Origin of the sequence: Promicromonospora panici, from assembly GCF_900608595.1 — a bacterium.
Classification (GTDB): Bacteria; Actinomycetota; Actinomycetes; order Actinomycetales; family Cellulomonadaceae; genus Promicromonospora; species Promicromonospora panici.
Map to the genome: position 1 here is coordinate 45020 of NZ_UWYY01000019.1, position 24634 is coordinate 69653.

General features: G+C 70.8%; 18 protein-coding genes. 9 read left to right on the forward strand and 9 right to left on the reverse strand.

Annotated elements, in window-relative coordinates:
- Nucleotides 1–179: 179 nt before the first annotated feature.
- The 3 genes from EW117_RS21450 to EW117_RS21460 are packed head-to-tail and all read left to right on the forward strand — an operon-like array spanning nucleotide 180 to nucleotide 3441.
- Nucleotides 180–1508: an ABC transporter substrate-binding protein gene (locus tag EW117_RS21450; protein WP_129788737.1), complete on the forward strand. Its 1329-nt coding sequence runs from the start codon at nucleotides 180–182 to the stop codon at nucleotides 1506–1508.
- Complete coding sequence (locus EW117_RS21455) at nucleotides 1505–2515, forward strand: carbohydrate ABC transporter permease (protein WP_129788810.1); 1011 nt, start codon at nucleotides 1505–1507, stop codon at nucleotides 2513–2515. Before EW117_RS21450 ends, EW117_RS21455 begins: the two co-directional genes overlap by 4 nt.
- Complete coding sequence (locus EW117_RS21460) at nucleotides 2512–3441, forward strand: carbohydrate ABC transporter permease (protein WP_242504430.1); 930 nt, start codon at nucleotides 2512–2514, stop codon at nucleotides 3439–3441. The genes EW117_RS21455 and EW117_RS21460 overlap by 4 nt, the downstream gene beginning before the upstream one ends.
- A gap of 9 nt (nucleotides 3442–3450) precedes the next feature.
- On the opposite strand, the gene EW117_RS21465 is transcribed toward EW117_RS21460, so the two are convergent.
- Nucleotides 3451–5478 (reverse strand): DUF2264 domain-containing protein, encoded by a 2028-nt coding sequence (locus EW117_RS21465; RefSeq protein ID WP_129788738.1) that lies wholly within the window; start codon nucleotides 5476–5478, stop codon nucleotides 3451–3453.
- A gap of 119 nt (nucleotides 5479–5597) precedes the next feature.
- On the opposite strand from EW117_RS21465, the gene EW117_RS21470 reads away from it, so the two are divergent.
- The 3 genes from EW117_RS21470 (at nucleotide 5598) to EW117_RS21480 (ending at nucleotide 8982) form a co-directional block, all read left to right on the forward strand.
- Nucleotides 5598–6677, forward strand: a complete 1080-nt coding sequence (locus EW117_RS21470; protein ID WP_129788739.1) for a substrate-binding domain-containing protein — start codon at nucleotides 5598–5600, stop codon at nucleotides 6675–6677.
- A 157-nt stretch (nucleotides 6678–6834) separates the two neighbouring features.
- Nucleotides 6835–8124: an ABC transporter substrate-binding protein gene (locus EW117_RS21475; RefSeq protein WP_242504431.1), complete on the forward strand. Its 1290-nt coding sequence runs from the start codon at nucleotides 6835–6837 to the stop codon at nucleotides 8122–8124.
- A gap of 219 nt (nucleotides 8125–8343) precedes the next feature.
- A complete protein-coding gene (locus EW117_RS21480) occupies nucleotides 8344–8982 on the forward strand; it encodes a Poxvirus protein I5 (RefSeq protein ID WP_129788740.1) in 639 nt (212 codons plus the stop codon).
- Nucleotides 8983–9040: 58 nt separating this feature from the next.
- On the opposite strand, the gene EW117_RS21485 is transcribed toward EW117_RS21480, so the two are convergent.
- Complete coding sequence (locus EW117_RS21485; protein ID WP_242504432.1) at nucleotides 9041–11779, reverse strand: exo-rhamnogalacturonan lyase family protein; 2739 nt, start codon at nucleotides 11777–11779, stop codon at nucleotides 9041–9043.
- 266 nt (nucleotides 11780–12045) lie between these two features.
- On the opposite strand from EW117_RS21485, the gene EW117_RS21490 reads away from it, so the two are divergent.
- Nucleotides 12046–14370, forward strand: coding sequence for a rhamnogalacturonan lyase (locus EW117_RS21490; protein WP_129788741.1), 2325 nt, complete (start codon nucleotides 12046–12048; stop codon nucleotides 14368–14370).
- A gap of 70 nt (nucleotides 14371–14440) precedes the next feature.
- Here EW117_RS21490 and EW117_RS21495 read toward each other — a convergent pair whose 3' ends face one another.
- The 5 genes from EW117_RS21495 to EW117_RS21515 all read right to left on the reverse strand — a co-directional run bounded on the left by EW117_RS21495 (nucleotide 14441) and on the right by EW117_RS21515 (nucleotide 20173).
- Entirely contained in the window at nucleotides 14441–15469 is a 1029-nt protein-coding gene (locus EW117_RS21495) for a LacI family DNA-binding transcriptional regulator (RefSeq protein WP_129788742.1), read from the reverse strand.
- A 58-nt stretch (nucleotides 15470–15527) separates the two neighbouring features.
- Nucleotides 15528–16484: a hydroxyacid dehydrogenase gene (locus EW117_RS21500; protein WP_129788743.1), complete on the reverse strand. Its 957-nt coding sequence runs from the start codon at nucleotides 16482–16484 to the stop codon at nucleotides 15528–15530.
- Between the two features lie 123 nt (nucleotides 16485–16607).
- Nucleotides 16608–18185: an ABC transporter substrate-binding protein gene (locus tag EW117_RS21505; protein WP_129788744.1), complete on the reverse strand. Its 1578-nt coding sequence runs from the start codon at nucleotides 18183–18185 to the stop codon at nucleotides 16608–16610.
- Nucleotides 18186–18245: 60 nt separating this feature from the next.
- Nucleotides 18246–19181 carry a carbohydrate ABC transporter permease gene (locus EW117_RS21510; protein WP_129788745.1) on the reverse strand — a complete coding sequence of 312 codons (936 nt, stop codon included), beginning with the start codon at nucleotides 19179–19181 and terminating at the stop codon, nucleotides 18246–18248.
- Entirely contained in the window at nucleotides 19178–20173 is a 996-nt protein-coding gene (locus EW117_RS21515; protein WP_129788746.1) for an ABC transporter permease, read from the reverse strand. The genes EW117_RS21510 and EW117_RS21515 overlap by 4 nt, the downstream gene beginning before the upstream one ends.
- 438 nt (nucleotides 20174–20611) lie before the next feature.
- Between EW117_RS21515 and EW117_RS21520 the strand changes: the two genes are divergently transcribed.
- Nucleotides 20612–21484: an alpha/beta hydrolase gene (locus EW117_RS21520; protein WP_129788747.1), complete on the forward strand. Its 873-nt coding sequence runs from the start codon at nucleotides 20612–20614 to the stop codon at nucleotides 21482–21484.
- Between the two features lie 103 nt (nucleotides 21485–21587).
- Here the strand turns inward: EW117_RS21520 and EW117_RS21525 are convergent, their stop codons facing one another.
- A complete protein-coding gene (locus EW117_RS21525) occupies nucleotides 21588–22613 on the reverse strand; it encodes a LacI family DNA-binding transcriptional regulator (protein WP_129788748.1) in 1026 nt (341 codons plus the stop codon).
- Between the two features lie 88 nt (nucleotides 22614–22701).
- Here EW117_RS21525 and EW117_RS21530 point away from each other — a divergent pair, with 88 nt between their 5' ends.
- Nucleotides 22702–23085, forward strand: coding sequence for an L-rhamnose mutarotase (locus tag EW117_RS21530; protein WP_129788749.1), 384 nt, complete (start codon nucleotides 22702–22704; stop codon nucleotides 23083–23085).
- Nucleotides 23086–23177: 92 nt separating this feature from the next.
- Here EW117_RS21530 and EW117_RS21535 read toward each other — a convergent pair whose 3' ends face one another.
- A complete protein-coding gene (locus tag EW117_RS21535) occupies nucleotides 23178–24617 on the reverse strand; it encodes an APC family permease (protein ID WP_129788750.1) in 1440 nt (479 codons plus the stop codon).
- Between the last annotated feature and the right edge of the window lie 17 nt (nucleotides 24618–24634).

Consider the following 24634-nt stretch of genomic DNA (forward strand, 5'->3'; position numbering starts at 1 on the left):
CAGTTGCCCGCCGTCCCCTTCAGGGGCCATGGGTCGCTTCGACCTGTATCGATGCACTTCGTTACGAATTCCTGACCTCAGGCCCTGGACAACGCTTCCCGAGTGAGTATTGTATCGATTCAGTCGGCCGTCGAGGATGCAGCCGGCGTGCCAACAGCAGTACGAGCAAGGAGGCTCACGTGGTCCGCACACGCACCACCACAAGGACGGCCGCCGTCCAGGTCACTGCCCTCGCGGCGGCATCGGCCCTCGCCCTCTCGGCGTGCGGGGGCGGTTCCGGCCCCTCGGCCGAGGCGGCCCCGGTCGCCACCGACCGCGACATCGAGCTGTCGCTCGTCTGGTGGGGGGATGACGACCGCGCGTCCAGGTACGAGGAGGCCGTCGAGCTGTTCGAGGCGGAGTACCCGAACATCGACGTCCAGACCCAGTTCCAGGCATGGGACGACTACTGGACCGCGCGCACCACCGAGGCCGCGGGGCAGACCCTGCCCGACGTCTTCCAGATGGACCTCGCCTACATCCACCAGTACGCGTCGAACAACCAGCTGCTCGACCTGTCGAGCCAGGCGGGCATCAACCTGGAGACCGAGGGGCTCGACGAGACACTGCTCGCCTCCGGCTCCCTCGAAGGTGGGCAGTTCGGCATCCCCACGAGCACGAACACGCTCGGCATCATGTACCACCAGGACCTCCTGGACGAGGTGGGCATCGACCCGCCGGCGGAAGGGCTCACCTGGGACGAGTACGACTCCTGGATCCGTGAGGTCAGCGAAGCCGGGGCCGACAGCGACCCGCAGATCTATGGCGGCACGGACTACACCGGCACCCTCTGGCTCTTCATCCAGTGGCTGATCCAGCAGGGCAAGACGCCGTTCGGCGACGACGGCATGCCGGCCTTCGAGGAGTCGGACCTCGTCGCCTGGGTCGAGCGCACCCAGCCTCTGCGCGACGACGGTGTGTTCTTCCCGATCGAGCGGGTCAAGCAGGTCGAGCCCCTCACGGGCATGCAGGTGGGGCAGGCCGCGACCGAGATGTCGTGGGACAACATGCTGGCCGGGTACTCGGCCGGCGCCGAGTCCGAGAACCTCGACCTGCTGCCGCTGCCCACGGGCGACGACGGATCCGCCCAGTTCTGGAAGCCGTCGATGCTGCTCTCGGCGTCCTCCACCACTGAGGAGCCGGACGCCGCCGCCACGCTCATCAACTTCCTCGTGACCGACCCCGAGGTGGGCCAGATCTTCGGCACCTCGAAGGGCGTGCCGGCGGTGGCGGCCCAGCGGGACGCGATGGAGATCGCGGACGGCTCGATCGACGACAAGATCGTGACCTACGAGGACGAGGTGGCGGAGCGCGTCACGGCGGACACGCCGCTCCCGGTCGAGGGCTACGGCGTGGTCGAGGCGGAGTTCAAGCGCCTCGGCGAGGAGCTCGCGTACGGCAACGTCACCGCCGAGGAGTTCGCCGCCCAGTGGTTCCAGTACGCCGAATCGAACCTCGGCGGGTCCTGACCATGTCAGCTACCACCACCGAACGCGACGGGCCCGGCGGGCGCGGGCCCGGCGGGAACGGCACCGCGCGGGGGGCGACCACGGCGTCGTCCCCCGCGCGGGGCGGCACCGCCAAGCCGCCGCGGAGCCGGGCCGATACGCGCGCGGGCTACGCGTTCCTGTCCCCGTGGTTGCTGGGGTTCGGCCTGCTGACGGCCGGCCCGATGCTGATGTCGCTGTACCTCGCGTTCACCGACTACAACCTGTTCCGGGCGCCGGAGTTCGTGGGCATCGACAACTTCACCGCCCTGTTCGCCGACCCGCGCTTCCTGAAGTCGGCCCAGGTCACGGCGATCTACGTGCTGGTGGGCGTCCCGGTGAAGCTGGCCGCCGCGCTGGCGGTGGCGATGCTGCTCAACGCCAAGCACCGCGGGCAGGGCGCGTACCGCTCGATGTTCTACGCGCCGTCGCTCATCGGGGCCAGCGTGTCCGTGGCGATCGTGTGGCGCGCGATGTTCATCGACGACGGCATCGCCGACCGGGTCCAGCAGTTCTTCGGCCTCCCGGCCGGCGGCTGGGTGGGTGATCCCAGCATGACCATGCCGATGATGATCCTGCTGGCGGTGTGGCAGTTCGGCGCCCCGATGGTGATCTTCCTGGCCGGGCTCAAGCAGATCCCGGCCGAGCTGCTGGAGGCGGCCGCCGTCGACGGCGCGGGCCCGATCCGGCGGTTCGTGTCCGTGACGATCCCGATGCTGTCCCCGGTGCTGTTCTTCAACCTGCTGCTCGAGACGATCGGCGCGTTCCAGGTGTTCAGCTCGGCCTTCATCATCTCGGGCGGCACGGGCGGCCCGGCCGACTCCACGCTCTTCTACACGTTCTACCTCTACATCAAGGGCTTCACGGAGTTCCGTATGGGGTACGCGTCGGCCATGGCCTGGGTGCTCGTGCTCGTCGTCGGCATCATCACGGCCGTCCTGTTCCGCACCTCGCGTGCGTGGGTCCACTACACGGGAGACCAGCGATGAGCGAGAACCTCTACCCGAACCACACCGCGCAGGAGGCCGGGGCGACGCTGCTCGCCGAGCGAGGCGGCTCGCCCTCGAGCCAGGCCCGCCAACGCCGGCGCACCAACTCCGTGGTGTTCCACACGCTGGTGATCGCCGTCGCCGTGGTGATCCTGTACCCCGGCGTGTGGATGGTGATGAGCTCGTTCAAGCCGAACGGCGACATCGTCGGCAACGTGAACCTGTGGCCGGAGACGTGGACGCTCGACAACTACGTGTCCGCGCTCGGCGGGATCGGAGGTGTGTCGTTCTGGAGCTTCGTCCTCAACTCACTGATCCTCGCGGTCGGCTCCGTGGTCGGCATAGTCCTGTCCGCCACCGTCTCGGCCTACGCGTTCGCCCGCATCAGCTTCCCCGGGCGCGGGGTGTACTTCGCGATCATGATCGGCACGATGCTGCTGCCGTTCCACGTGGTGATCATCCCGCAGTACATCCTGTTCAACTCGATGGGCATGGTGAACACGTTCCTGCCGCTGCTGGCCCCGAAGTTCCTGGCCACCGAGGCGTTCTTCGTGTTCCTCATGGTGCAGTTCCTGCGGGGGCTGCCGCGCGAGCTCGACGAGGCCGCGCGGATCGACGGCTGCGGGCACTGGGGGATCTTCCGGCTGGTGCTGCTCCCGCTGATGCGGCCGGCGGTGATCACCAGCTCGATCTTCGCGTTCATCTGGTCGTGGAACGACTTCCTCGGGCCGCTGCTCTACCTCAAGCAGCCCGAGACGTACCCGCTGCCCATCGCGCTGCGCATCTACGTGGACCAGACGTCGGTGTCCGACTACGGCGCGCAGATGGCCATGGCCGTGCTCGCGCTGGTGCCGGTGCTCCTGTTCTTCGTGCTGTTCCAGCGGTACCTCGTCGACGGTGTCGCGACGCAGGGCCTCAAGGGCTGATCCGCTGGGTCACGGGACCGGGCCGGTGGGCCCCTCGACGACGTCCACCGGCCCGTCCCGCCAGCGGACGGCGACCCGGGTGCGGCCGGCGTCGGGCAGCCTCGTCACCGACTCGACGGCGTCCAGATCGAGCGGCGACGGGACCCCCGTGAGCACCACGAGCGCCGCGCCCACCTCGCCCGCCGTCACGGGCAGGCTGCTGCGCAGCCACGGCGTCGCCGACGCCGCTGCCAGCGGGTCGGCCCCCAGCCGCCGCCGTGTCCCTGGCACGCCCAGCCCGGTCAGCCCCTTGACGAGCGAGGACAGCCCGTCGGGGCGGACGACGCGCACCCAGTTCGCGCCGGTCTCGACGGTCAGGCCGCTCGCGTCCGGGGCGGCCAACGCCCAGCCGCCCACGTGGAGGCGCCACGGGCCGACGTCGCGCGGCCACGCCGCGGCGTCGACGTCCGTACCGTTCCCGGACACGCCGTCCGGCACGTCCTGGAGGTACCAGCCGATGCGGACCTCGAACCGGCCGCGCACCACCGAGGCCGTGACCAGCCGCGGCCCACGGCGTATCGATGCCCAGGTGGCGGCGGCGCCGTCGGCCGCAGACGACGGCAGGTCCAGCCAGTGCACCCGAGACCACGAGGTGGCCACATGATCGCCGAGCATGAGCCGGTCGATGCCGTCGCGGTGGGACGGCGCGCCGTCGGCGTCGAGCAGCGCGACGTGCGACTCGACGGGTGCGGCTATCGCGTCCTGCGAGAGCTGGGGCGAGACCAGGTTGGCGTAGGCGGCCCGGCGGTAGAAGGGGTCGTCGGCGTGCGGCTCCACCGCGTGCTCCATGAGGCGGTCCGAACCGTGGTTGACGATGCGGACGAGACCGTCCTCCGGCGTGCTGGAGACCAGCCAGCCCGGTGCGCGCAGCGGCACCACGGCGTCGTCGTGCCAGGCCTCTGGCGTCTCCGGCTCCGCCGTCCAGACGGCGTGGTCCGGCGGCAGCAGCAGCCCGAGGAAGCCCTTGCTCGCCCAGTAGGGCGACGCCGCCCCGGTGTAGAGCTGCCGGACCCGGTCGTAGCGGTGGTGCCAGCCGACCGGGAGCAGCCCGTGCTCGTCGACAGACCCGGCGGCCAGGAAGTGCTCCGCGACGGCGCCCGTCAGCGCGCGGGTCTGTCCCGGCACGAGCGGCGTCGCGTCGGCCAGAGCGCCCGCCCAGAACGGGGCGAGCATGCCCAGCCGGTAGGTGGCCGACCGGCCCTGCAGGAGCGGCGCGCCGGTGGCGCCCACGAGGTGCCGGGCCTGGCCGAGGTAGGCGTGCAGCCGGTCGGCGTGCCGCTCGGGCACCGGCCCGCCTTGGATGCGGGCGTGCAGCACGGGGTAGAAGTGCCAGGCCCAGCCGGCGTACCAGTCGAAGGACTGACGCCGCCCGTCCTGGCCGTGCCCGTCCGAGTACCAGCCGTCGCCCACGTACAGGCGCTCCTGGAGCTCCTCGTTGCGGTCGAGGTCCGCCTGGTCCCACGGGCCACCGACCGACGCGAGGAATTCCTCGATGATGTTCTGGAACCAGATCCAGTTGTTGCGGTAGCCGCGCGTGCCGACGATCCCCGCCAGCCAGTCGACGGTGCGCTCCTGCGTCACCTGGTCGAGCCGGTCCCAGAGCCACCGCCGCGTCTCGGACAGAGCTATCGCGACGGAGGCGGCCTCGACGACCGCCTGCCGGCGCTCGTCGATGCGGGGCCAGCGCTCGGGATGGGTAGGGTCGGTGCCGTGCCGCAGTCCGTCGGCGTAGCGTTCCAGGAGCCCGGCCGGGTCGTCGCCGTCCTCGCCGCGCAGGCGGAATGCGGCGAGCAGGAACGTGCGGGCGTAGCCCTCGAGCCCGTCGCTCCACGCGCCCGAGGCGCTGACGGGACCGGGCAGCCGGATGAGCGAGCGACCGGGCGAGGCGTGGGCGGCCGTCGCGCCGAGCAGCTCGTCGGCAGTGGTCAGCCAGCGGTCGCGCGTCCAGCGCCGGGCGGGTCGGAGGGCGGCGTGGACAGCGGTGTCAGGACTCGTCACTGCGGGAGTCTCACCGACCCGCGTGAGCGGTGCGTCCGATCGGACATTTCCAGTCACTGCCGGTCGGCCGGGTCGCTACAGTGCTGCCCCGGACCTCACCGGCGAGGGAGGAGCTGACCATGCAGCTGCCGCGGGCGAGGCACGAGTACCTGCTGCGCGAGGTGGAGCTGCGCGGAAGCCTGCGCTCCGCGGAGGCCGCGGAACGGCTCGGCGTCTCGGAGGTCACGATCCGCCGCGACATCATGGCGCTCGACCGGGCCGGCAAGCTGGCGCGGGTGCACGGCGGGGCGATAGCGCTCCGCTCGTCCCGGGGGCCCGAGGCAGCGCGGGTCCTGGTCGGTGTGGTGGTGCCCAGCACCGCGACACACTTTCCCCAGTTCGTGCGCGGCATGGAGTCCCTGGCCCCTGCGGTCCGGGCCCGGCTGGTGCTCGGGGTGTCGCACTACCGGCCGGAGGTGGAGGAGGCCCAGGTCGCGCGCATGATTGCCCTGGGCGCCGCGGGCATCGCCATCGCCCCGACCACCCGCGGCCGGGAGCCCGCGGAGCTCGCCGCGTGGGCGTCCGCCATCCCGGTACCGGTGGTCCTCGTGGAGCGGCGTATCGACGGGATGACCCGGCTCAGCGAGCTGGACCTGGCCCGGACGGACCTGACCCACGGCGCGGTGGTCGCCGTCGAGCACCTCGCGGCGCTGGGCCACCACCGCATAGCGCTCGCCGTGTACGACCGGACGCCCACCGCGCCCTACGTGCGCGAGGGCTACCGGCAGGCGGTCGACCGGCTCGGCCTCGCGCCCGCGCCCACGGCGTCCCTGCCCAAGGGCGAGGATGATCCCGCCGCGCTCGAGCACGCCGTCGGGCAACTGCTCGACGAGTGCACCCGGGCGGGCGTGCGCGCCGTGATCGTGCACACGGACCATCACGCGGCGCGGTTCGTCGAGGCCGCGCTGGACCGCGGGATGCGGGTTCCGCAGGACCTCGCCGTCGTGGCGTACGACGACGAGAACGCCGAGCTGGCGGCGGTGCCGCTCACCGCCGTCACACCGCCACGCTGGGAGCTGGGCCGCGAGGCGCTCCGGCTCCTCGTCGACCGGATCGCCGAGCAGGGCGGCGACCGGGACGAGGACCGCCGCCCACCACGCCACGTCGACCTGCTGCCGCGCCTGACGATCCGGGAGTCGTGCGGCGGCAGGCCGCGCTGAACCGACGTGTCAGAACCCCAGGTCACCAGAGTGACCTGTGCGTCCGACATGTCACGGGCGCCTGACCGTTCTTGTCCGTTTTCGTCGGTTCCCCGCACACGGCGGGCAGCATTCTGCCGTGCGCGGAGGCGCAGACGGCTGAGCAAGGAGGCTCACGATGAAACGAACGGACGCACGCGGCGCCCGGGCCCTGATTGCCGCGGCGGCTGTGCTGCCGCTGGTCGTGACGGGATGTTCGGCTGGTGACACCGGCGACGGGGACGGCACCGTCGTGCTCGACTTCGCCTGGTGGGGCGACACGACGCGCGCCGAGCGGTACGAGGAGGCGGTCGCGCTCTTCGAGGAGCGGAACCCCGGCGTCGAGGTCCGCACCAACTTCGCCGCCTGGGGCGACTACTGGAGCGCCCGGAACACCGAGGCCGCGAGCGGCAGCCTGCCCGACGTCATCCAGATGGACCTCGCCTACCTCGCCGAGTACGGGACCAGCGGGCGCATCGTCCCGCTCGACGAGTACGTGGGCGAGCAGATCGACACCTCGACGCTGCCCGACGGGCTGGTCGAGTCGACGCAGCTCGACGGGCAGACGTACGCGATCCCGACCAGCACCAACACGCTGGCGACGATAGTGAACGCCGACCTGCTCGCCGACCTCGGCGTGGAGGTACCCGAGGGCGACCTCACCTGGGACGAGTACGACGCGTTCCTGGCGGACATCGCCGAGGCGGGCGCCGACCAGGACCCGGTGGTGCACGGCTCCGTGGACTACACGCAGCTCCTGTGGCTCTTCCAGATCTGGCTCGGCCAGCAGGGCAAGACCCTGTTCGAGGACGGCGCGCTCGGCTTCACCGAGGAGGACCTGGTGCAGTGGTGGGGACGGGCGGCGCCGCTGCACGAGGACGGGTCCTTTCTGCCGGCGGAGCGGCTCGACCAGCTCGAAGGGGTCGACGCGATCGGCGTCAAGGAGACGGCGTCCGACATCAGCTGGGACAACTTCCTCGTGCGGTACAGCGAGGGCAGCGGCGGTGCGAATCTCGAGATGCTGCCCCTGCCGGCGGACGACCCCGAGCAGCGCGGCCTGTTCCTCAAGCCGTCGCTGATGCTCTCCCTGGGGGCCGGCTCGGAGCACCCCGAGGAGGCCGCTGCCCTCATCGACTTCATCACCAACGACCCCGAGGTCGGCGAGATCTTCGGCATCTCGCGCGGCGTCCCGGCGTCGGCGGCGGCCATGGAGGGCTTCGAGCCCGAGGGACTCGACGCGCAGGTCGCGGACTACGAAGCCGCGCTCGAACCCCACCTCACCGGGGCGGCGCCGCCGCCGGTCGCCGGGTTCGGCACCATCGAGGCCGCCTTCGTGCGGATCGACGGCGACCTGGCGCACGGCGCCCTGACCCTCGACGAGGCGGTGGAGCAGTTCTTCGCCGAGGCGGAGGCGGCGCTCGCGGGGTAGACGCGTAGGTCGGGCGCGCCGGGCCGCCGGATGCGGCGGGTGCGGGGGTGGGCCGGGTGCGACGGGAGGGCCCGGCGCACCCGGTCGGCGTCGCCCGGAGCAATTGCACTTTCGTGGCGTTCTGCAGGGCTCCTGCTAGGGTCCAGATTTGTATCGTTTCAGGGTCTGTGGCGGAGCAACGTGAAAGCCGGCGGCCCTCCAGCAGAGGAGCCGCGCGCCGTGAACTCTCATGAGCGGGCCGACGAGCCCGACGAGCAGCCGACCCGCGGCCGCCGCGTGGCCGGCGAGGGATGGTTCGCGCTGCTCGGGGAAACCCTGCTGACGGGGCTCCTCACGCTGGTGGGCAGCCTCCCCGTGGTGACGGCGCCGGCGGCGCTCGCCGCCGGTGCCGCCCACCTGCGCCGGCACCTCGGCGGGTACGACACCTCCGTCCGCTTCTTCTTCCACGACTGGCTGGCGGCCGCGCGCAGCCTCTGGGCCCTGGGTGTGCTCATACCGCTGGCCGCCGTCGCGGTCTGGGTCAACACAGGGCTGACGGCGTCGGGCGAGCTGCCAGGGGGATCCGTCGTCCGGTGGGTCACGTGGGCGGCCGCGGCCTGCGCGGCCGTAGTGGTCGTGCGTGCCGCGGCCGCGTGGTCCGACGACGATCGGCCCGCCGGATCGGTCGGCCTGTGGTGGGAGCTGTCCCGCGGCGTCGTGCGTACCAGGGAGGACCTGAGCGGGTCGGCGCTGCTGCTCGCCGCCCTGGTGATGTGCGCGGTGCTCGTCTGGATGCTCCTGCCCCTGGTCCTGGTGACGGGCGGGCTGCTCAGCCTGGCGGCGACCGCCGTCGAGGCGCGGCGACTGAACCGCCTCTGACCGGCACGATCTACCTTGTCAGGCGGCGACCACCCGCCGCGCCGTTGCCGGGCCCCGCTCAGGTGAGTCGGTTCCCGACCAGCGCCAGGCACTGGATCACCGCGAGGCCGTACTGGGCGCTCGCGTTGGTCGAGAAGCCGGCCTCGTCGATCGGGTGCAGCACCCGTGGCGGCTCGATGCGGACGGTCCCGAACGAGTGGTCGTCCGGGTATCCGGCGTGGCCGGTGCGCAGCTCGCGCCAGGCCCGGTCGGCGAGGGCGTCGTCGTCCAGCTGGACCGCCGCGTAAGCGGTGGCGCGGGAGTAGGCCTGGCGCAGGTTGAGGTTGCCCCAGGACGAGCCGGTGGCCGCCTGCTGCTCGGCCGTTGTCGCGTTGTACAGGCGGCAGAACTCGACCCACTTGGCGGCGACTTCCGGTTCGTCGACCAGGTCGAGCAGCTCGGCCATGACCTCGATCAGGCCGAATACCGAGCTCAGGCTGCCGACCGAGACCGTCGGCTCAGCGCCGGAGCTGAAGGTGGCGGACGCCAGGTCGTAGGTCACGTCCGCCTGGACCCAGCCGTTCGGCAGGGCGGCAATCGACCGCGCGCTGCTGAGCAGCTTCTCCCGCGCGGCCGGGTCCCCGTTGCGTTCCCACTCGGTGAGCCATGCCGCGGCCAGCGCACCCCAGTCGGTGGTCTTGCCCACCGGCAGAGCGGCCGGGTCGGGATCGTAGGGGCCGGTGGACCCGTCGATCTTGCGGGTCGGGTTGAGCACGAGGAACGTCCGGTCGGAGTCCACGAGCTCGTGCAGCAGGTCGCCCACCCGTTCGTCGGCGGTGAGGTAGTAATAGAACCGGCGGTAGCTCGCGTTGCTGATGCGCACCTGCTTGGCGCTGTCGGCCCAGTGCATGACGCCGTGCCGGGTACCGAGGCCCTTCCACGTGCCGAGGTGGTAGACGTCCACCTCTCCGGTGTGCCGGGTCATCGCCTCGGCGAGCCGGAACGCCGCGGCGTCGCCGGTGCGCAGGTAGTGGTACCAGAGCCACAGGTCGGTGGAGAGCTCGGAGTTGTCCCAGGCGTACCCGCCGACGTCGTACCGCCACTGGTGCCGGTCGCCGTCGTAGGAGTGCATCACGTCGCCGTAGTCCCAGAACCCGTACCAGGAGCGCTGGTCGACCTGGTCCTGGTGGTAGCCCTGGATGGCGTCGAGCCGGTCTTCGAGCTCGGCCCGGGCCGGGTTCGAACGGTCCACGGGCGCCCAGGAGCCGAACACCCCGGCCGCATGGTTGTGCTCCGGGCTGCTCACGATCAGCGGCGGCGCGCTGTTCGCGGCGGCGAGCTCCGCGAACCGCTCGGCCGTCGGCGTGGCGTCCAGCGCCCAGAACATCAGCTCGGTGGTGCGCGCCACGCCGTACGGGGTGCCGAAGTCGGGCTCGTAGTCCTCGTACGTGATCTCGAGTGCGTCGAGCTGCTCGGGATAGGTGTCCTGGCCCAGGCCGTCGTGATAGAACCGCAGGTCCATCGCGCCGGCCCGGGGCGACCACAGCCATACGGTCGCCTCCGCCTCGTCGTCGGCCGCCCCGGTGACCTCCAGCTCGGTGGGGTGGAGCTGCCAGAAGTTGCGCATCCCGAAGGCCAGCCCGCCCGACGGCGTCCCGACGTAGCCGAGCCCGGCGGCGCGCTGACCGGCGTCGACCCGGAGCCACGAGTGGCCCTGGCCGGTGCGCTTGCGGATCTCGAAGCCGTGCGCCGTGAGCTGGCTCAGGCTGTAGTCGCCGAAGGCGGGGATCCAGTGCAGGCGGGACGTGACGCGCTGGTCCCAGGTTGCGGGGTCGGGCAGCGCCTCACCGGCGACCTGCGCCTGCCGGACGGCGGCGCCGGGGTCACGCCGCAGCCCGGTGATGCCCCGGACCGCCTCGGACAGCACGCCGCCGTCGGCCCCCGCGAAGCGCACGTGCCGGTCGTGCAGCTCGGCGCGCATCGGCACGGTGAACCGGACGCCGATGCCGTTGATGAAGTCCCGCTCCTCGTCGCCGTCGAAGACGAACGTGTGGACGACGCGGATGCCGTCGGAGCCGGCGAACAGGGAGAACCGGAGTACGAACGGCAGCCACTCGCGGGGGCCTTTGCGGTGCTTGCCCTCGACCCGGACCACCGCACGGACCGGCCCGGACTGCTCCACGACCACCGAGCTGACGGATCCGGTGAAGGACTCGAAGCGGATCGCCTGGGGGTCGTCGGTGTCAGGCTTGTCCTGGCGGGAGACCACCAGGCGGCCGGAGTGCGCGATCACGGTGTCCCCGCGTCGCACCGACCGGACCACCTGGTTCCCGTTCCGGGCGAAGGAGACCTGGACGACGCCGGTGTCCACAGTGATCTCGCCCGCCGACTCCCGGACCGCGACCGCGTGCGCGCCGGTGGCGGGCCGGCCGGCGCCCAGCCGGTAGGTCTGGGCGCGTGGCGCGTCCTCGCTGACGGCGTGCGCGGTCCACTTCACCGAGCCGTCCGGCCACCAGGCGGTCGGCCAGGTCTGCACGGGCACGGCCTCGCCTGCCGCGGTGCTGAGGGCGAACTCCTGATCCGGAGCGAATGAGCCGCGCGGCCACGGCACGCCCCACGTGGTGCCGCCGGCGAGCGCGCCGGGGGTGTCGCGATCGAGCCAGCGCAGCTCGATCGGGTCGTGGGACCGCAGGGCGAGGGGGACGGTGGCGGCCGGGGCCGCAGCGGCGACCGCGTCGCGGGGTATGAGGGCTGCGGCGCCTGCGGTCAAGGCCGAGGTGAGGACGGTACGACGGCTGACATGAACCACGGTGTTCATCTCCTTCGGGGGCACGCGAGTGACGGACTCCGCCGGGTCGTCGTCGACTCATGGCGGGCTGCAGAGCGAAACTAGAGCGAGGTGGCCTGGCCGGTGGCCGAACGGACATTTCTGAGCAGCCGGTGGATGGACCTGCCCTTGACCTTGTATCGGTTTAGGGCCAGCCTCGTTCCTGACCTTGAATCCTTTCAGGGTCGTGCGGTGCTCGGCCGCAACGTCGCCGTCGAGCACCCTCCCAAGTGCAGAATTCAGAGAGGAATTCGAACATGGTCCCCAGAAGAATCCGGGCGGGTGCCGTCGTGGCGGCGGCGCTCTGCCTCGGCCTGAGCGGGGTGGGCGTCGCGGCGCCGGCGGGCGCGGCGTCCGTCCCCGCGAACGTGCAGACGACTGCCCAGGGCGACCCGAGCAGGACGGCGTCGGGCACCGAACGCCTCGGCCGCGGGCTGGTCGCCGCCGCGACCAGCGAGGGTGTGTTCCTGAGCTGGCGCCTGCTCGCCCCCGAGGTCACCGGCCACACCGACGCCGGACTGAAGGGCCCGGGCTTCGCGGTGTACCGCGACGGGAAGCGGATCGCGAAGGTCACCGGCTCGACCAACTACCTCGACGCCGAGGGCTCGGCCGACTCCCGGTACCGCGTGGTGCCGCTGAGCGGGCCGAGTGCGGGCCGGGCGGCGTCGGCCTCCGTGTGGGGCGACGGGCACCTCGACATCCCGCTGAACAAGCCGGCCGACGGCGTCACCCCCGTGGGCGAGGCGTACACGTACCGGGCGAACGACGCGTCCGTCGCGGACCTCGACGGCGACGACGAGTACGAGATCGTCGTGAAGTGGGACCCGTCCAACTCCAAGGACGTCTCCCAGGTGGGCTACACGGGCAACCAGTACCTCGACGCCTACGAGCTCGACGGCACCCAGCTCTGGCGCATCGACCTGGGTGTCAACATTCGCGCGGGCGCGCACTACACGCAGTTCCCCGTCTACGACTACGACGGCGACGGCCGCGCCGAGCTGATGGTCAAGACCGCACCCGGTACGCGCGTGACCACGTACGACCGCGGGCGGCCCGCGGGGCAGCGCTACGTCAAGATCCCGCGTGACGACCGTGCCGCGGGCGTGACCCACGCGGACGACTACCGGATGTCGGCCGACGACTACTACGAGCACCTCGTGGACATGTTCCGCGGCTGGTCGGCACGCCCCGAGGTGGTCGCCGGCGACTGGCCCGCGACGCTGGAGGAGGCGTGGGGCATCGACGCCGCGTGGACCTACCCGCTGTCGGACGCCGACGCGCGCGCCGCCGCCGACCACTTCATCGACGTCTACGCGCCGTCCCGCTCGACCCGTAACCAGCTGCGGCTGTTCGAGGGCTTCGTGGTGAGCGGCCCGGAGTACCTCACCGTCTTCGACGGGCGCAGCGGCCGGCCGATGGAGACCGTCGACTACGAGCCCGGGCGCACCGACGACGGCCTGCGCTGGGGCGACTACGCGATGTCCCGCATCGAGCCCGGCAACCGGGTGGACCGGTTCCTGTCCGGCGTGGCCAACCTCTCCGAGGGCCGGCCGAGTGCGATCTTCGCGCGCGGCTATTACACCCGCTCGACGATCGCCGCGTACGACTGGAACGGGCGGCACCTGACCCAGCGCTGGCTCGCGGACTCGGGGTGGACGCCGATGAGCAACCCCTTCAACGACAGCCCGCACGGGGTGCCGGGTACCTCGCCCGAGTGGGGGAGCCTCACCACGCAGGGCTTCCACTCGCTGTCCGCGGCCGACGTCGACGCGGACGGCAAGCAGGAGATCGTCTACGGTTCTGCGACGCTCGACGACGACGGCTCGCTGCTGTACTCGTCGTTCGACACCCTGCCGGAGGGTTCCGCGAACCCCGGGGCGAGCGCGGGGCTCGGCCACGGCGACGCCATGCACGTGACCGACATCGACCCGGCGCGGCCCGGGCTCGAGATCTGGACCTGCCACGAGGGTGGCGCGTGGGCGCCGTACGGCTCCGCGATGCGCGACGCCGCGACCGGCGAGGTGCTGTTCGGCGAGTACTCCGGGCGGGACACCGGCCGGTCCATGATCGGCGACGTCCGGCCTGACGTGCCGGGCATCGAGGTGTGGGCCTCCATGCCCGACGGCACCCTCGGGTCGGGCACGCTGAGCGCCACGGGGGAGCAGGTCGCGACGTCGACCATGGGGACCAACCAGTCCGTGCGCTGGGCGGGGGACGGGACCACGCAGATCGTCTCCGGCTCCGGCGACCAGACGCCGACGATCGTGGACTGGTCGCGGGGCACCGTCGCAACCCTGGACGGGACGCTGACCAACAACGGCACCAAGGGCAACCCGTCGCTCGTGGCCGACGTGCTCGGCGACTGGCGTGAGGAGGTGCTGGTGCGGACCACCGACTCCAGCTCGCTGCGGCTGTTCATGTCGACCGAGCCGAGCGATATCGCGCTGTACACGCTGATGCAGGACCGGCAGTACCGCGTCGAGGTGGCCCGTCAGCAGACGACGTACAACCAGCCGTCCTACCCGAGCTTCTACCTGGCATCGGACACGGACTGGTCGAAGACCCCGATCCCCCAGAAGTAGTTGGTTGTGGGCGTGATCGTTGTGACCGTGTGCCCGCTTTGGGCGCAACGGTCACGCCCACAACAACGAACTACTTCGGTGGGGTGCTCTCGCGGACTATGACGTGGCCCTCGACCACCGTCGTGCGCGGAGCGTCGGCGCGCGGGCCGAGGGCCAGGTCCAGCGCCTCCTCGGCCACCTGCTCCCACGGGAGCCGCACCGTCGTCAGCGCTGGCGTCACGTCGCGCAGGGCCTTGATGTCGTCGAACCCGGCCACCGCTATGCGTTTCGGGTCCCCGGAGTCGCGCAGGAACGTGAGCACACCGAGGGCCATGGCGTCGTTCACGGCGAAGACGGCGTCCACCGCGATGTTGCGCCGCAGCAGCTCGCCGGTCAGCGCGTAGGCGGCGTCGCGGTCGAACTCGCCGATCAGGATCCGGTCGGCGGACAGCTCGATGCCGGCGTCCGCCAGCCCGGCCGCGAAACCCTCGGTACGGTCGCGCTGGGTGAGGCCGTGCTTGAGCCCGGAGATCACCGCGAAGTCGCGGTACCCGAGGCCCACCAGCACGGTGGCCATGTCGTAGCCGCCCTGCCGGTTGGCGTAGGCGACGGTGTCGAAGGGCAGGCCCTCCTGCGTGACGAGCACGACCCGGCCGCCCTCAGCCTCGTAGCGTTGCAGCGCCTCGACGAGCGCGGGGAGCGTGGCGTCGTCCTTGGTGCGGCCGCCGGCGATCATCAGGATCTCGGGCCGGTGGCCGCGCGCCAGGTTCACGGCCTCGACGAGGTCGGCCGGGTCGGTGCCGGCCGAGATGAGCGTGAACGGAAGGCCGCGCCGCTGCGCGGCGGCCACCACGCCCGCCGTGATGGGGTTGGCGAAGTCGTCGGGCATGCCCTTGACGACCAGCGTCACCCCCCGCGAGCGGCCCTTGGCGACGGCCTGCGCGGCGAAGTTCGTGGTGTAGCCGAGCGTCTTGGCCGCCTCGAGCACCCTGGCCCGGTTGGCCTCGCGGACGCCGCGGTCGCTCCCGTTGAGGGCGCGCGACGCCGTCGCAGCGGAGACTCCGGCCAGCTCGGCCACGTCGGCGAGGCGCGCGGCCCGGGACGGTGCCGAGTCGTTCATCGTCGCTGCTCGCCTCCCTGCGTCGGTCGTCACTTCAGTTGCTCGGAGATCGTATCCGTCACGATTCGGAGCGCGCGTATCGAGCGAGGTCAGTGGCCGCCATGTCACCCATCCGACGCAGCTCGGTGCCCATCGAACCCGCGATGTGCGGGGTGAGTAGCACGTTCGGCAGGTCGTACAGCGGGGACGACGCCGGCAGCGGCTCGGGATCCGTCACGTCGAGGATCGCATTGATCCGGCCGCCGACCACCTCACGCTCGAGGGCGTCGCCGTCGACGATCGCGCCGCGCGCCGTGTTGATCAGCGTCGCCCCGTCGGGCATGCGGGCGAGCAGGGCGGCGTCGATGAGCCCCACCGTCTCGGGCAGCAGGGGCGTCTGCAGTGTGACGACGTCGCTGCGGCTCATCAGCTCCGGCAGCGTCACCGGCTCGACGCCGAGCTCCGCCGCCTCGTGCTCCGTGACGTACGGGTCGTACAGGAGCACGCGGAGCGCCGGGAACGGCCGCAGCAGCTCGATCAGGGCACGCCCGGTCCGGGACGCGCTGACCACTCCGACGGTCCGCCGGTAGTTTCCGGACACCTCGAACTCGGCCTCGCGGTCGATGAACGCCCGGCGCTCCCGGTACAGCCGCTGCGCGCGGAACGCGTCCTTGTTGGCCAGGAGGATCATCGCCAGCGAGTACTCCGCGACGGGCACCGAGTTGGCCACTCCGACGTCCGACAGCGTGATCCCGGCCGCGCCGTCCGGGAACAGTCCGGGCGCGTAGCCGCCCAGGTGGATCACCCGCCGCAGCCGGGGCGCGTGGCGCAGCACCTTGGCCGTGAGGTGCGGCGTCTCCCACCCGGTCAGCAGCACCTCGGCGCGGCCGAGCGTCTCGCGGGCGGCGTCCGAGTCGAACTCGGTGAGGGCGTCACCTACTCGACTCGCGGGCACGTGGGCCAGCGCCTCGAACGACGGGCCGAAGAACCGCCCGGTCAGGCGGTCGGACCCGACCGCGACTGCGTACTCGATCACTTTGCTCCTCGGGTGGGACTCATGCGGGACTCAGGTGGGAGGTCCCGGGACTACGTGGGATATCCCGGGGCCTGGGGGGAGGTACGCACCCGGCCCCGGGACGGTCGGTGGGACGGCCCGCGGCTACTTCTGCGCCGCCAGGTAGGCGTCGGCCTGCTTGTTCAGCTCCTCCTGGACCTTCGGCAGGCCGGCGGTGTCGACGGCCTTCTTGAGCTTGTCGAGCCCTTCGTCGACGTCGACCGCGCCGGCCCACAGCGGGTTGCCGAACTCGGCGACGGCCGCCGTGATCTGGGCGTGCTCCTTCTCGATCTCGGTCAGGTCCGGGATGAACGATGCGAACGGGTCGAGCGTGAAGTTGTCGTAGTCCTTGGACCACTCGAACCAGGTCTCCTCGCTCTCGGACATCCGCGAGTACTTCCGCTCGAGCGGGATACGCCAGCTCAGCGCGTACCCGGGGAAGTTCGCGTAGTCGCTGACCGGCTCGTACGCGTCGTCCCCGACGGCCTTCCAGTCGGTCCCCTCCTCGCCGTACTGCAGGAGGTCGTGGTTCTCCTGGATGGAGACCCAGTCCAGGAGCTGCAGCGCGGCCTCGGCGTCGGCCGCCGCGGCGTTCACGACCACGAGGTTGTCGGCCTGGAAGGTCTGGTTCGGCTTCGCGGACAGGCCGTCGCGGAACGGGAGCAGGCTCACGAGCGAGGCGCCCGGGACCGCCTTCTCGAGCTTTTCGAGGTGGCCAGAGGTGTCCAGGCCGTCGGTGATGCCCCAGCAGGTGGCCGCACCGCCGCTGTCGAACTGCGCGGTGATGGTGGCCGAGTCGGCGTTGAGGCGGTCGGCGTTGATGATGCCGTCCTCGTAGTACTTGCGGATGCGGTGCAGCGACTCGACATACGGCTCGTACTGCCAGAAGGGCACCGCGTCCGTCGAACCCGTGGTCGCCGCGCTCCGGGACGGGACGAACATGAGGGAGTCGCTGGAGAAGTAGAGCGGGAGGAAGTCGGGGCTCTCCCAGCCTTGGGCGTAGAGCGCGCCGGTCGGCGCGCCGAGAACGTCGAAGACCGAGTTGTTCTTGACGTACCCCGGGATGCCCTCCTTCTGCACCACGTCGTACCAGAACTGCTCGAGCTGATCGAACGTCGTGATGCCCTGGGGGGCGTGCTTGTCGATCAGGTCGCCGCGGGCGACGATGTGGTGGATCCGGGCGGCGCTGTTGACGGCGGGGATCCCGTACAGCGAACCGTCGGGCCAGCGGTTGGCGTCGAACGCGCTCTGGTCGACGGCGGCCGTGAGGTTGGGGTACTTGCCGCTCGTCAGCGCGTCGTCCAGCGGTTCGAGCGCCTTCGACTCGATGAGCTGGGCGATGTTGAGCCAGCGCGCCGAGAGCGCCGTCTGGAAGTCCTCGCCCGACGTGAACTTGAGCAGGGACTGTGCCGCGTAGTTGCTCCAGTTGATGAAGGACGGCTTGAACTCGAAGCCGAGGTCGGCCTTGAGCTTGGTGTTGACGGCCGCGCGGACGCGGTCCCACTGCGCCGGCACGTCGCCGGGCAGCAGGTGGCCGTACGTGGCGGCACCCGCGTTGCCACCGGCACCGCCGGGGGAACAGGCGGCGAGGGTGGCGGCGGCGAGCAGGCCGCCGGTTCCGGCAAGGAAACCTCGGCGGGAGACAGGCAATGACAGTCCAGCGGCATCGATGAGCTGTGCCATGGTGCTTTCCTCTCGAAAGACTTGGGTCGTGCGACGGGGGTGCGACAGGTACTGCCGGGATCAGCCCTTGGTGGCGCCGAGCGTGAGGCCCTTGACGAAGTAGCGCTGGGCGAACGGGTAGGCCAGGAGGATCGGGCCGATGGTGATGACGGTCATCGCCAGCCGCATCTGGTAGACGGGCGCAGCGGACACCGTGCCGAGGTCGGCCGCGTTGGCGACGCTCGTGATGAGGTTCTGGAGCACGAGCTGCAAGGGGTACTTGGCGGGCTCGCTGATGAAGAGCAGGGCGTGGAACCACTCGTTCCAGAACGCCACCGCATAGAAGAGGGCGATGACGGCGATGACCGGCTTGGAGAGCGGCAGCACCACCTGGAAGAAGATGCGCAGCTCGCCCGCGCCGTCGATCCGCGCGGCGTCGAGGATCTCCTGCGGTGTCGCCCGGAAGAAGCTGACCTGCACGAACACGAGGAACGGCGCGATGGCCATCGGCAGGATCACGGCGAACCACGAGTCCCGGAGCTGCAGCACCTGCGTGACCAGGATGTACATCGGCACGAGGCCGCCGGTGAACAGCATCGGGATGTAGGCGAACACTGCCAGCGGGCGGCTCACCAGGGGCAGGCCGCGCGCGATCACCCAGGCGATGCCCGACGTCGCGATGACGGCGATGACCGTGCCCACCACCGTGATGAAGATGGTGGCGCCGTAGGAGAGCCAGACTCGCGACCCGGCGAAGATCGTGCTGTACGCGTCCAGCGAGAACGGGTCCGGCCAGAACGAGTACCCCGTCTTCGAGAGCGTCGACTCCGCGGTGAAGGAGCCGGCCACGACCATCCAGAACGGGACGATGCAGACGACGGCGAAGGCGATCACGCCCACGTAGCTGGCGACCGTGAAGGGCTCGGGGCGCTGGCGCTGCCGGACGCGTGGGCCGGTGGGCGGCGTCGCCGACACGGGTCGGGGGCGGGCGGCGGCCGGGGTGTCGACGGTGGTCATAGCAGCGAGGTCTCCTTCGCGTAGCGGCGCTGGACCAGCGTCGCGACCACGACGAGCACGAAGCCGATGACGGACTGGAAGAGGCCGATCGCCGCGGTGGTGCCGAAGTCGCCGATGGTGCGCAGCGCCCGGAAGACGTAGGTGTCGATCACGTCGGTGGTGGAGAACAACGTGCCGTTGTCGCCGACGATCGCGTAGATGGTGCCGAAGTCGCCGTAGAAGATCCGGCCGACGCCGAGCACCAGGAGGATCGCCGCCGTCGGCTTGAGCAGGGGAACAGTGATCCGAAGGGCCATCTGCGCCCGGCTCGCGCCATCGATCACCCCGGCCTCGTACACCTCCTCGGGGATCGCGGTGATCGCCGCGAGGAAGATGACGCTCATGTAGCCGCCCATCTGCCAGACCTTGACGACGGTCAGGATCCACGGCCAGGGCCCGGGCTCGGTGTACCAGGAGATGGACGGCAGCCCGAAGACGTCGGTGAGGTCGTTCACCAGGCCGCCGCGCCCGCTGGGTCCCGCGAGGAACGCCTGCAGGAAGATGCTCACGACGATCGGTGACACGAAGTACGGCACGAAGATCACGGACTGGAAGAACCGCTTGGTCACACGGCCGCGGATCTCGTTGAGCATGATCGCGAGCAGGACGCCCGCGCCCAGAGTCGCGGCGAGGAACAGGATGTTGAGGAACAGCGTGTTCCACAGGATCCGGCCGGCGCCGCCCGAGGTGAAGAAGAACTCGAAGTTCTCGAAGCCGGCCCAGGGCGACCCGAAGACGCCGTCGGCCACGTTGAAGTCCTGGAACGCGACCACCAGGCCGGCCATCGGGCCGTAGGCGAAGACCACCAGGAGGATGACGGCGGGGGCGGCCAGCACGACGAGGCCGTAGTCGCGGCTGCGCATCTTCCGGCGGTTTCCACCGGGGGTGGTTCCGCTGCGGGTGTTTCCGGTGGTCGCGAGGCTGGTGCTCGCGATGCCGAGGTCGGTGCTCATCGCCCGGGACCTCCGCCGTGGCGGGGGTCCGGTGATGTCCGGACGTGCGGGTTCGGGTCCACGGCGGGCTCTCTTCTTCGTTGAAGATTCGGTGCGATTGGGGTCGTGCTGTCGCTGCACCGTGCACGCTAGGGCTCGCGGAACAGCCGTGTCAAGAAACAATGGAAAGCGCGTTCCATTCGCTAGCCCGGCTTAGAGCCCAGAAGGTATCGACATCCTCCGGCGAACTATGCGAACATCTGCCCGACATGGAACGCGCTTTCCTCCGGGCGGGCGCACCCTCGTCGTGTCAGGCGTACATGTTCGAGGACGGGGTTGTGTTCCCGCGGCCCGCTCGGGAGGACGCGACCCGGTTCTCGAACCCGCCGCCTGACGCGGCGGTGGACCGCAGCGCCGCGGTCTTTGGGGCGGCGCGTGCACGACGGCAAGGAGCACGCGGTGACCAGAGCGGGGCTGCATGTGACGCGCACTGAGGCGCGCGGTATCCGGCGGGGAACGGTGGTCGCCGTCCACGGAATCATGGAGAGCGGCCCGACCCTGCAGGCCGCGGCCGACGCCTGGGCGGCGCGCGGCTGGGAAGTGCTGGCTCCTGACCTGCGCGGACATGGCCGATCGCCGCGCTGGGGCCCGGACGACCAGCTGCACCCGGGTGACCGGCTCACCGAGGACCTCCTTGCGGTCCTGGACGACCTGCCTGAGGGCTCGGAAGCGGGTCCGGGAGCACGCGCACAGGAACCGCTCGTGCTGTTCGGGCACTCGGCGGGAGGCGGCGTCGTGACGGCGGCCGCCGCTCAGCGCCCGGGGCGGGTGGCGGGTGTGCTGCTCGAGGACCCGTTCTGGCGCCTCCCGGTCACGCCGCACCAGGACCGCGCGGTCGCCGAGCAGGCATGCCGGGACCTGCTGGCCAGGCGGGCGCGGTCCCTCGTCGAGCTGGAGGCGGACGGCGCCGTCGCGCACCCGGGGTGGGACCCGCGCGAGCTGCCCGCCTGGGCCAGGGCGCAGCACGACGCCGATCCCGCTCTCGTGCGCAACGGCGACGTCATCCCGACACTGCCGTGGCCCGACCTGGTGCGTCGCCTCACGACCGGCGGAGTGGACGTGCTGGTCATCACGGGGGCGATCTCGCCCGAGGTCGGCATGACGGCGAGGCACCGGCGGATGCTCGCCGGCTGCGGCGCCCGCCTCGCGGTGATCGACGGCGCGTCGCACTTCGTGCGGCGGGACGCCCCGGAGAGGTTCGCCACGGTCGCTGCCGAGTTCCTCACCCGCGTTGCCCGAGTTCAGGGGACGGGCCGGGAAGCCGTGCCATAGCGTCGGCCATGACGCCTGACCGACCGAGCTGACCATGCAGTTGCTGCCAAGGCAGGCCCGCCGCTGGCAGCAGGTGCATGGTCATGTGGCGCGTCCCGGACGACTACGCCGGCGAACCCGAGCTCGAGCCGCGCACCACCAGGGTGGGCTGGAACATCACGTGCTCGGCCGCCGTGTCGCCCCCGCTGAGCAGCAGATCGGCCGCGCGGGCGCCGAGCTCGTGGGTGGGCTGGCGCACGGACGTGAGCGGCGTGGACAGCTCGGCCGCGAACGCGACGTCGTCGTACCCCACCACGGCCATGTCGGTGGGGACGGCGATGTTCTCCGTGCGGAGCGTGCGCAGCACGCCCAGCGCGACCAGGTCGTTGACGCAGAACACGGCGGTGGGCTGGTCGCCCGACTCGAGCAGCCCGCGGATCGCCGCCTCGCCGCCCTCGGCGTTGAGGCTGGTCACCGTGACCTCCACCAGCGCGGACGCCGGATCCAGCCCGGCGGCGGCCAGCGCCTTGACCACGCCCTCGTGTCGGTCGGCGCACTGCCGGATCGTGTGCGGGCCGTTGAGGAACACGATCCGGGTGTGGCCCTCGTCCAGCAGGTGGGCGGCGGCGAGCTCCCCACCGCGGACGTCGTCGACGGCCACCGACGAGATGCTCGGATCGGACGACGGGCGGTCGAGCAGCACCACGCCGGTGCCCCGGCGCCGCATCGCGAGGAGGTGCTCGATGTCGTTCGTGGCAGGGACCACCATCACGCCCTGCACCCCGTGCTCCTCGAACAGGCGCAGGTAGCGCTGCTCGCGGTCGGGGTTGTCGTCGGACGACGCCACCATGAGCGTGAAGTCGTCTCGGTCCAGGCGCTCCTCGATGCCGCGGGCCACATCGGTGAAGAACGGGTTGGCGATGTCCAGGACTATGGCGCCGATGGTGGTGATGGTCCCGGCGCGCAGCTGGCGAGCGGAGCCGTTGCGTACGAAGCTCAGTTCCTCGATCGCGGCCTCGACCCGCTCCCGGGTCCCGGGCAGCACCCGTTCGGGCCGGTTGAGCACGTTGGAAACGGTGCCGACGGAAACGCCGGCGGCACGGGCGACGTCGGCGATGGATGCTCGACGGTGAGCGATCGGCTGGGTCATGGAGCGCCTCCTTGCTTCGGGCTACATTATGAACCGATTCATGATGGAGTGGGTCGCCTTCGACCTGCTCAGGAACCGGAGGACCCGAATGTCGAGTAATACGGCGGGCGCACGCGTCTGTTTCACGTCCCGGGTGCGGGCGGACCGGATCCCTGAGTATCGCGCGGCGCACGCCGCCGTCTGGCCCGAGATGCTGGAGGCGCTGCGCGACACCGGCTGGCGCGACTACCACCTGTTCCTGCGCGACGACGGGCTGCTGGTCGGCATCCTGGAGACCGACGACTACGAAGCGGCGCAGCGCGGGATGGCCGCGACCGAGGTCAACGCGCGCTGGCAGGCGGAGATGTCGGGCTTCTTCGTCGACGATGGCAACCCGGACGACGGGTTCGTGCTGCTGGACGAGGTGTTCCACCTGGAGTCCCAGCTGTCGGCCCTGGGCCTGCCCACCATCACAGACGCCTCCGCGAGGTAGAACCCTGGCGAGGTAGGGCTCCAGCGAGGTAGGACCGCAGCGCGAGCTGTAGTCCTACCTCGCCAGGGTTCTACCTCGCGGTCGATCCCGGGTTAGTTGACGCCGCCCTCGCGTTCGCTGAGCGCGTCGGGATCCGTGATCTGGGTGGGCTCCGGGCGGTTGAACGCCCAAGTGACGAACCACAGGATCACGCCGATGAGCAGCAGCCAGCCCGCGATCTGGTACTGGAGCGGTGCGCGCCCGGTCCACGGCCCGACGAAGAACCCGCAGAGGAGCGCGCCGAGGATCGGCAGCACCGTCGGGGCCACGAAGTGCTTCCGTTCCACGATGTTGCTCCGGAGCTTGAGCACCGCGACGTTGACGATGGTGAACACCGCGAGCAGCAGGAGCGAGGTGGTACCGCCCAGCGCGGCGATGACGCCGGACTCCTCCTGCAGCGTCACGAGCACGATGAGCCCGAACGCGATGAAGGTGGTGAACAGGATCGCCGCCCACGGCGTCCGGCGGGTCGGCGCCACCTTCCCGAGGAACGGCGGCAGCACCTTCTGCTTGGCCATGCCGTACAGGAGGCGTGACGCCATCAGCATGTTGATCAGGGCCGAGTTCGCGACGGCGAAGATCGTGATGAACGGATAGACGCTGCCCATGGGGAAGTCGGGCAGGGCCCGCTGGACCACCAGCGTGAGCGGTGTCTCGCTGTCGCCGAGCTCCCCCACGGGCACGATCGCCACGGTGAAGATCGCGACCAGCACGTAGATGACGCCGGTGATGCCGATGCCGGTGATCATGATGCGCGGGAAGATCTTCACCGGATCCCGCGTCTCCTCGGCCATGTTGACGGCGTCCTCGAACCCCACCATCGCGAAGAATGCGAGCGACGTCGCGGCAGTCACTGCGAGGAAGGCGTTCTTGTCGCCGGGGCTCTCGAACACCATCACGCGGCTGAAGTCGGCCTGCCCGCCGAAAGCGGCGAAGAATCCGACCAGGATGATGAAGAGCAGGCCGGACAGCTCGACGATCGTGAGCACGATGTTGGCCTTCACGGACTCGCCGACGCCCCGCAGGTTCACGGCCGCGACCAGGGCCATGAAGACCAGGGCGACGCCGACCACCACCCAGGTGTTGGGTTCCTCGACGCCGAACCCCACGAGCAGGTTGGACCCGACGGCCCGGGCGGCGGTGGACGCCGACGTGATGCCGGAGCACATGACGGTGAAGCACACCATGAAGGTGAGGAAATGGATGCCGAACGCCTTGTGCGTGTACAGGGCGGCGCCGGCCGCCTGCGGGTACTTGGTCACCAGCTCCAGGTAGGAGAACGCGGTGATGAGAGCGATGACGAAGGCGACGATGAACGGCGCCCATGCTGCGCCGCCGACCTCGGCCGCGACCTGCCCCGTCAGCGCGTACACGCCCGTTCCGAGAATGTCGCCGACGATGAAGAGCAGAAGGAGCTTCGGGCCCATCACCCGCTTGAGCTCGGTTGGTTCCTCGCCGAGAGCTGCGTGCTCCTCGGCCGTTGGCTGGCTCATACCGGTCACCTCCGTGA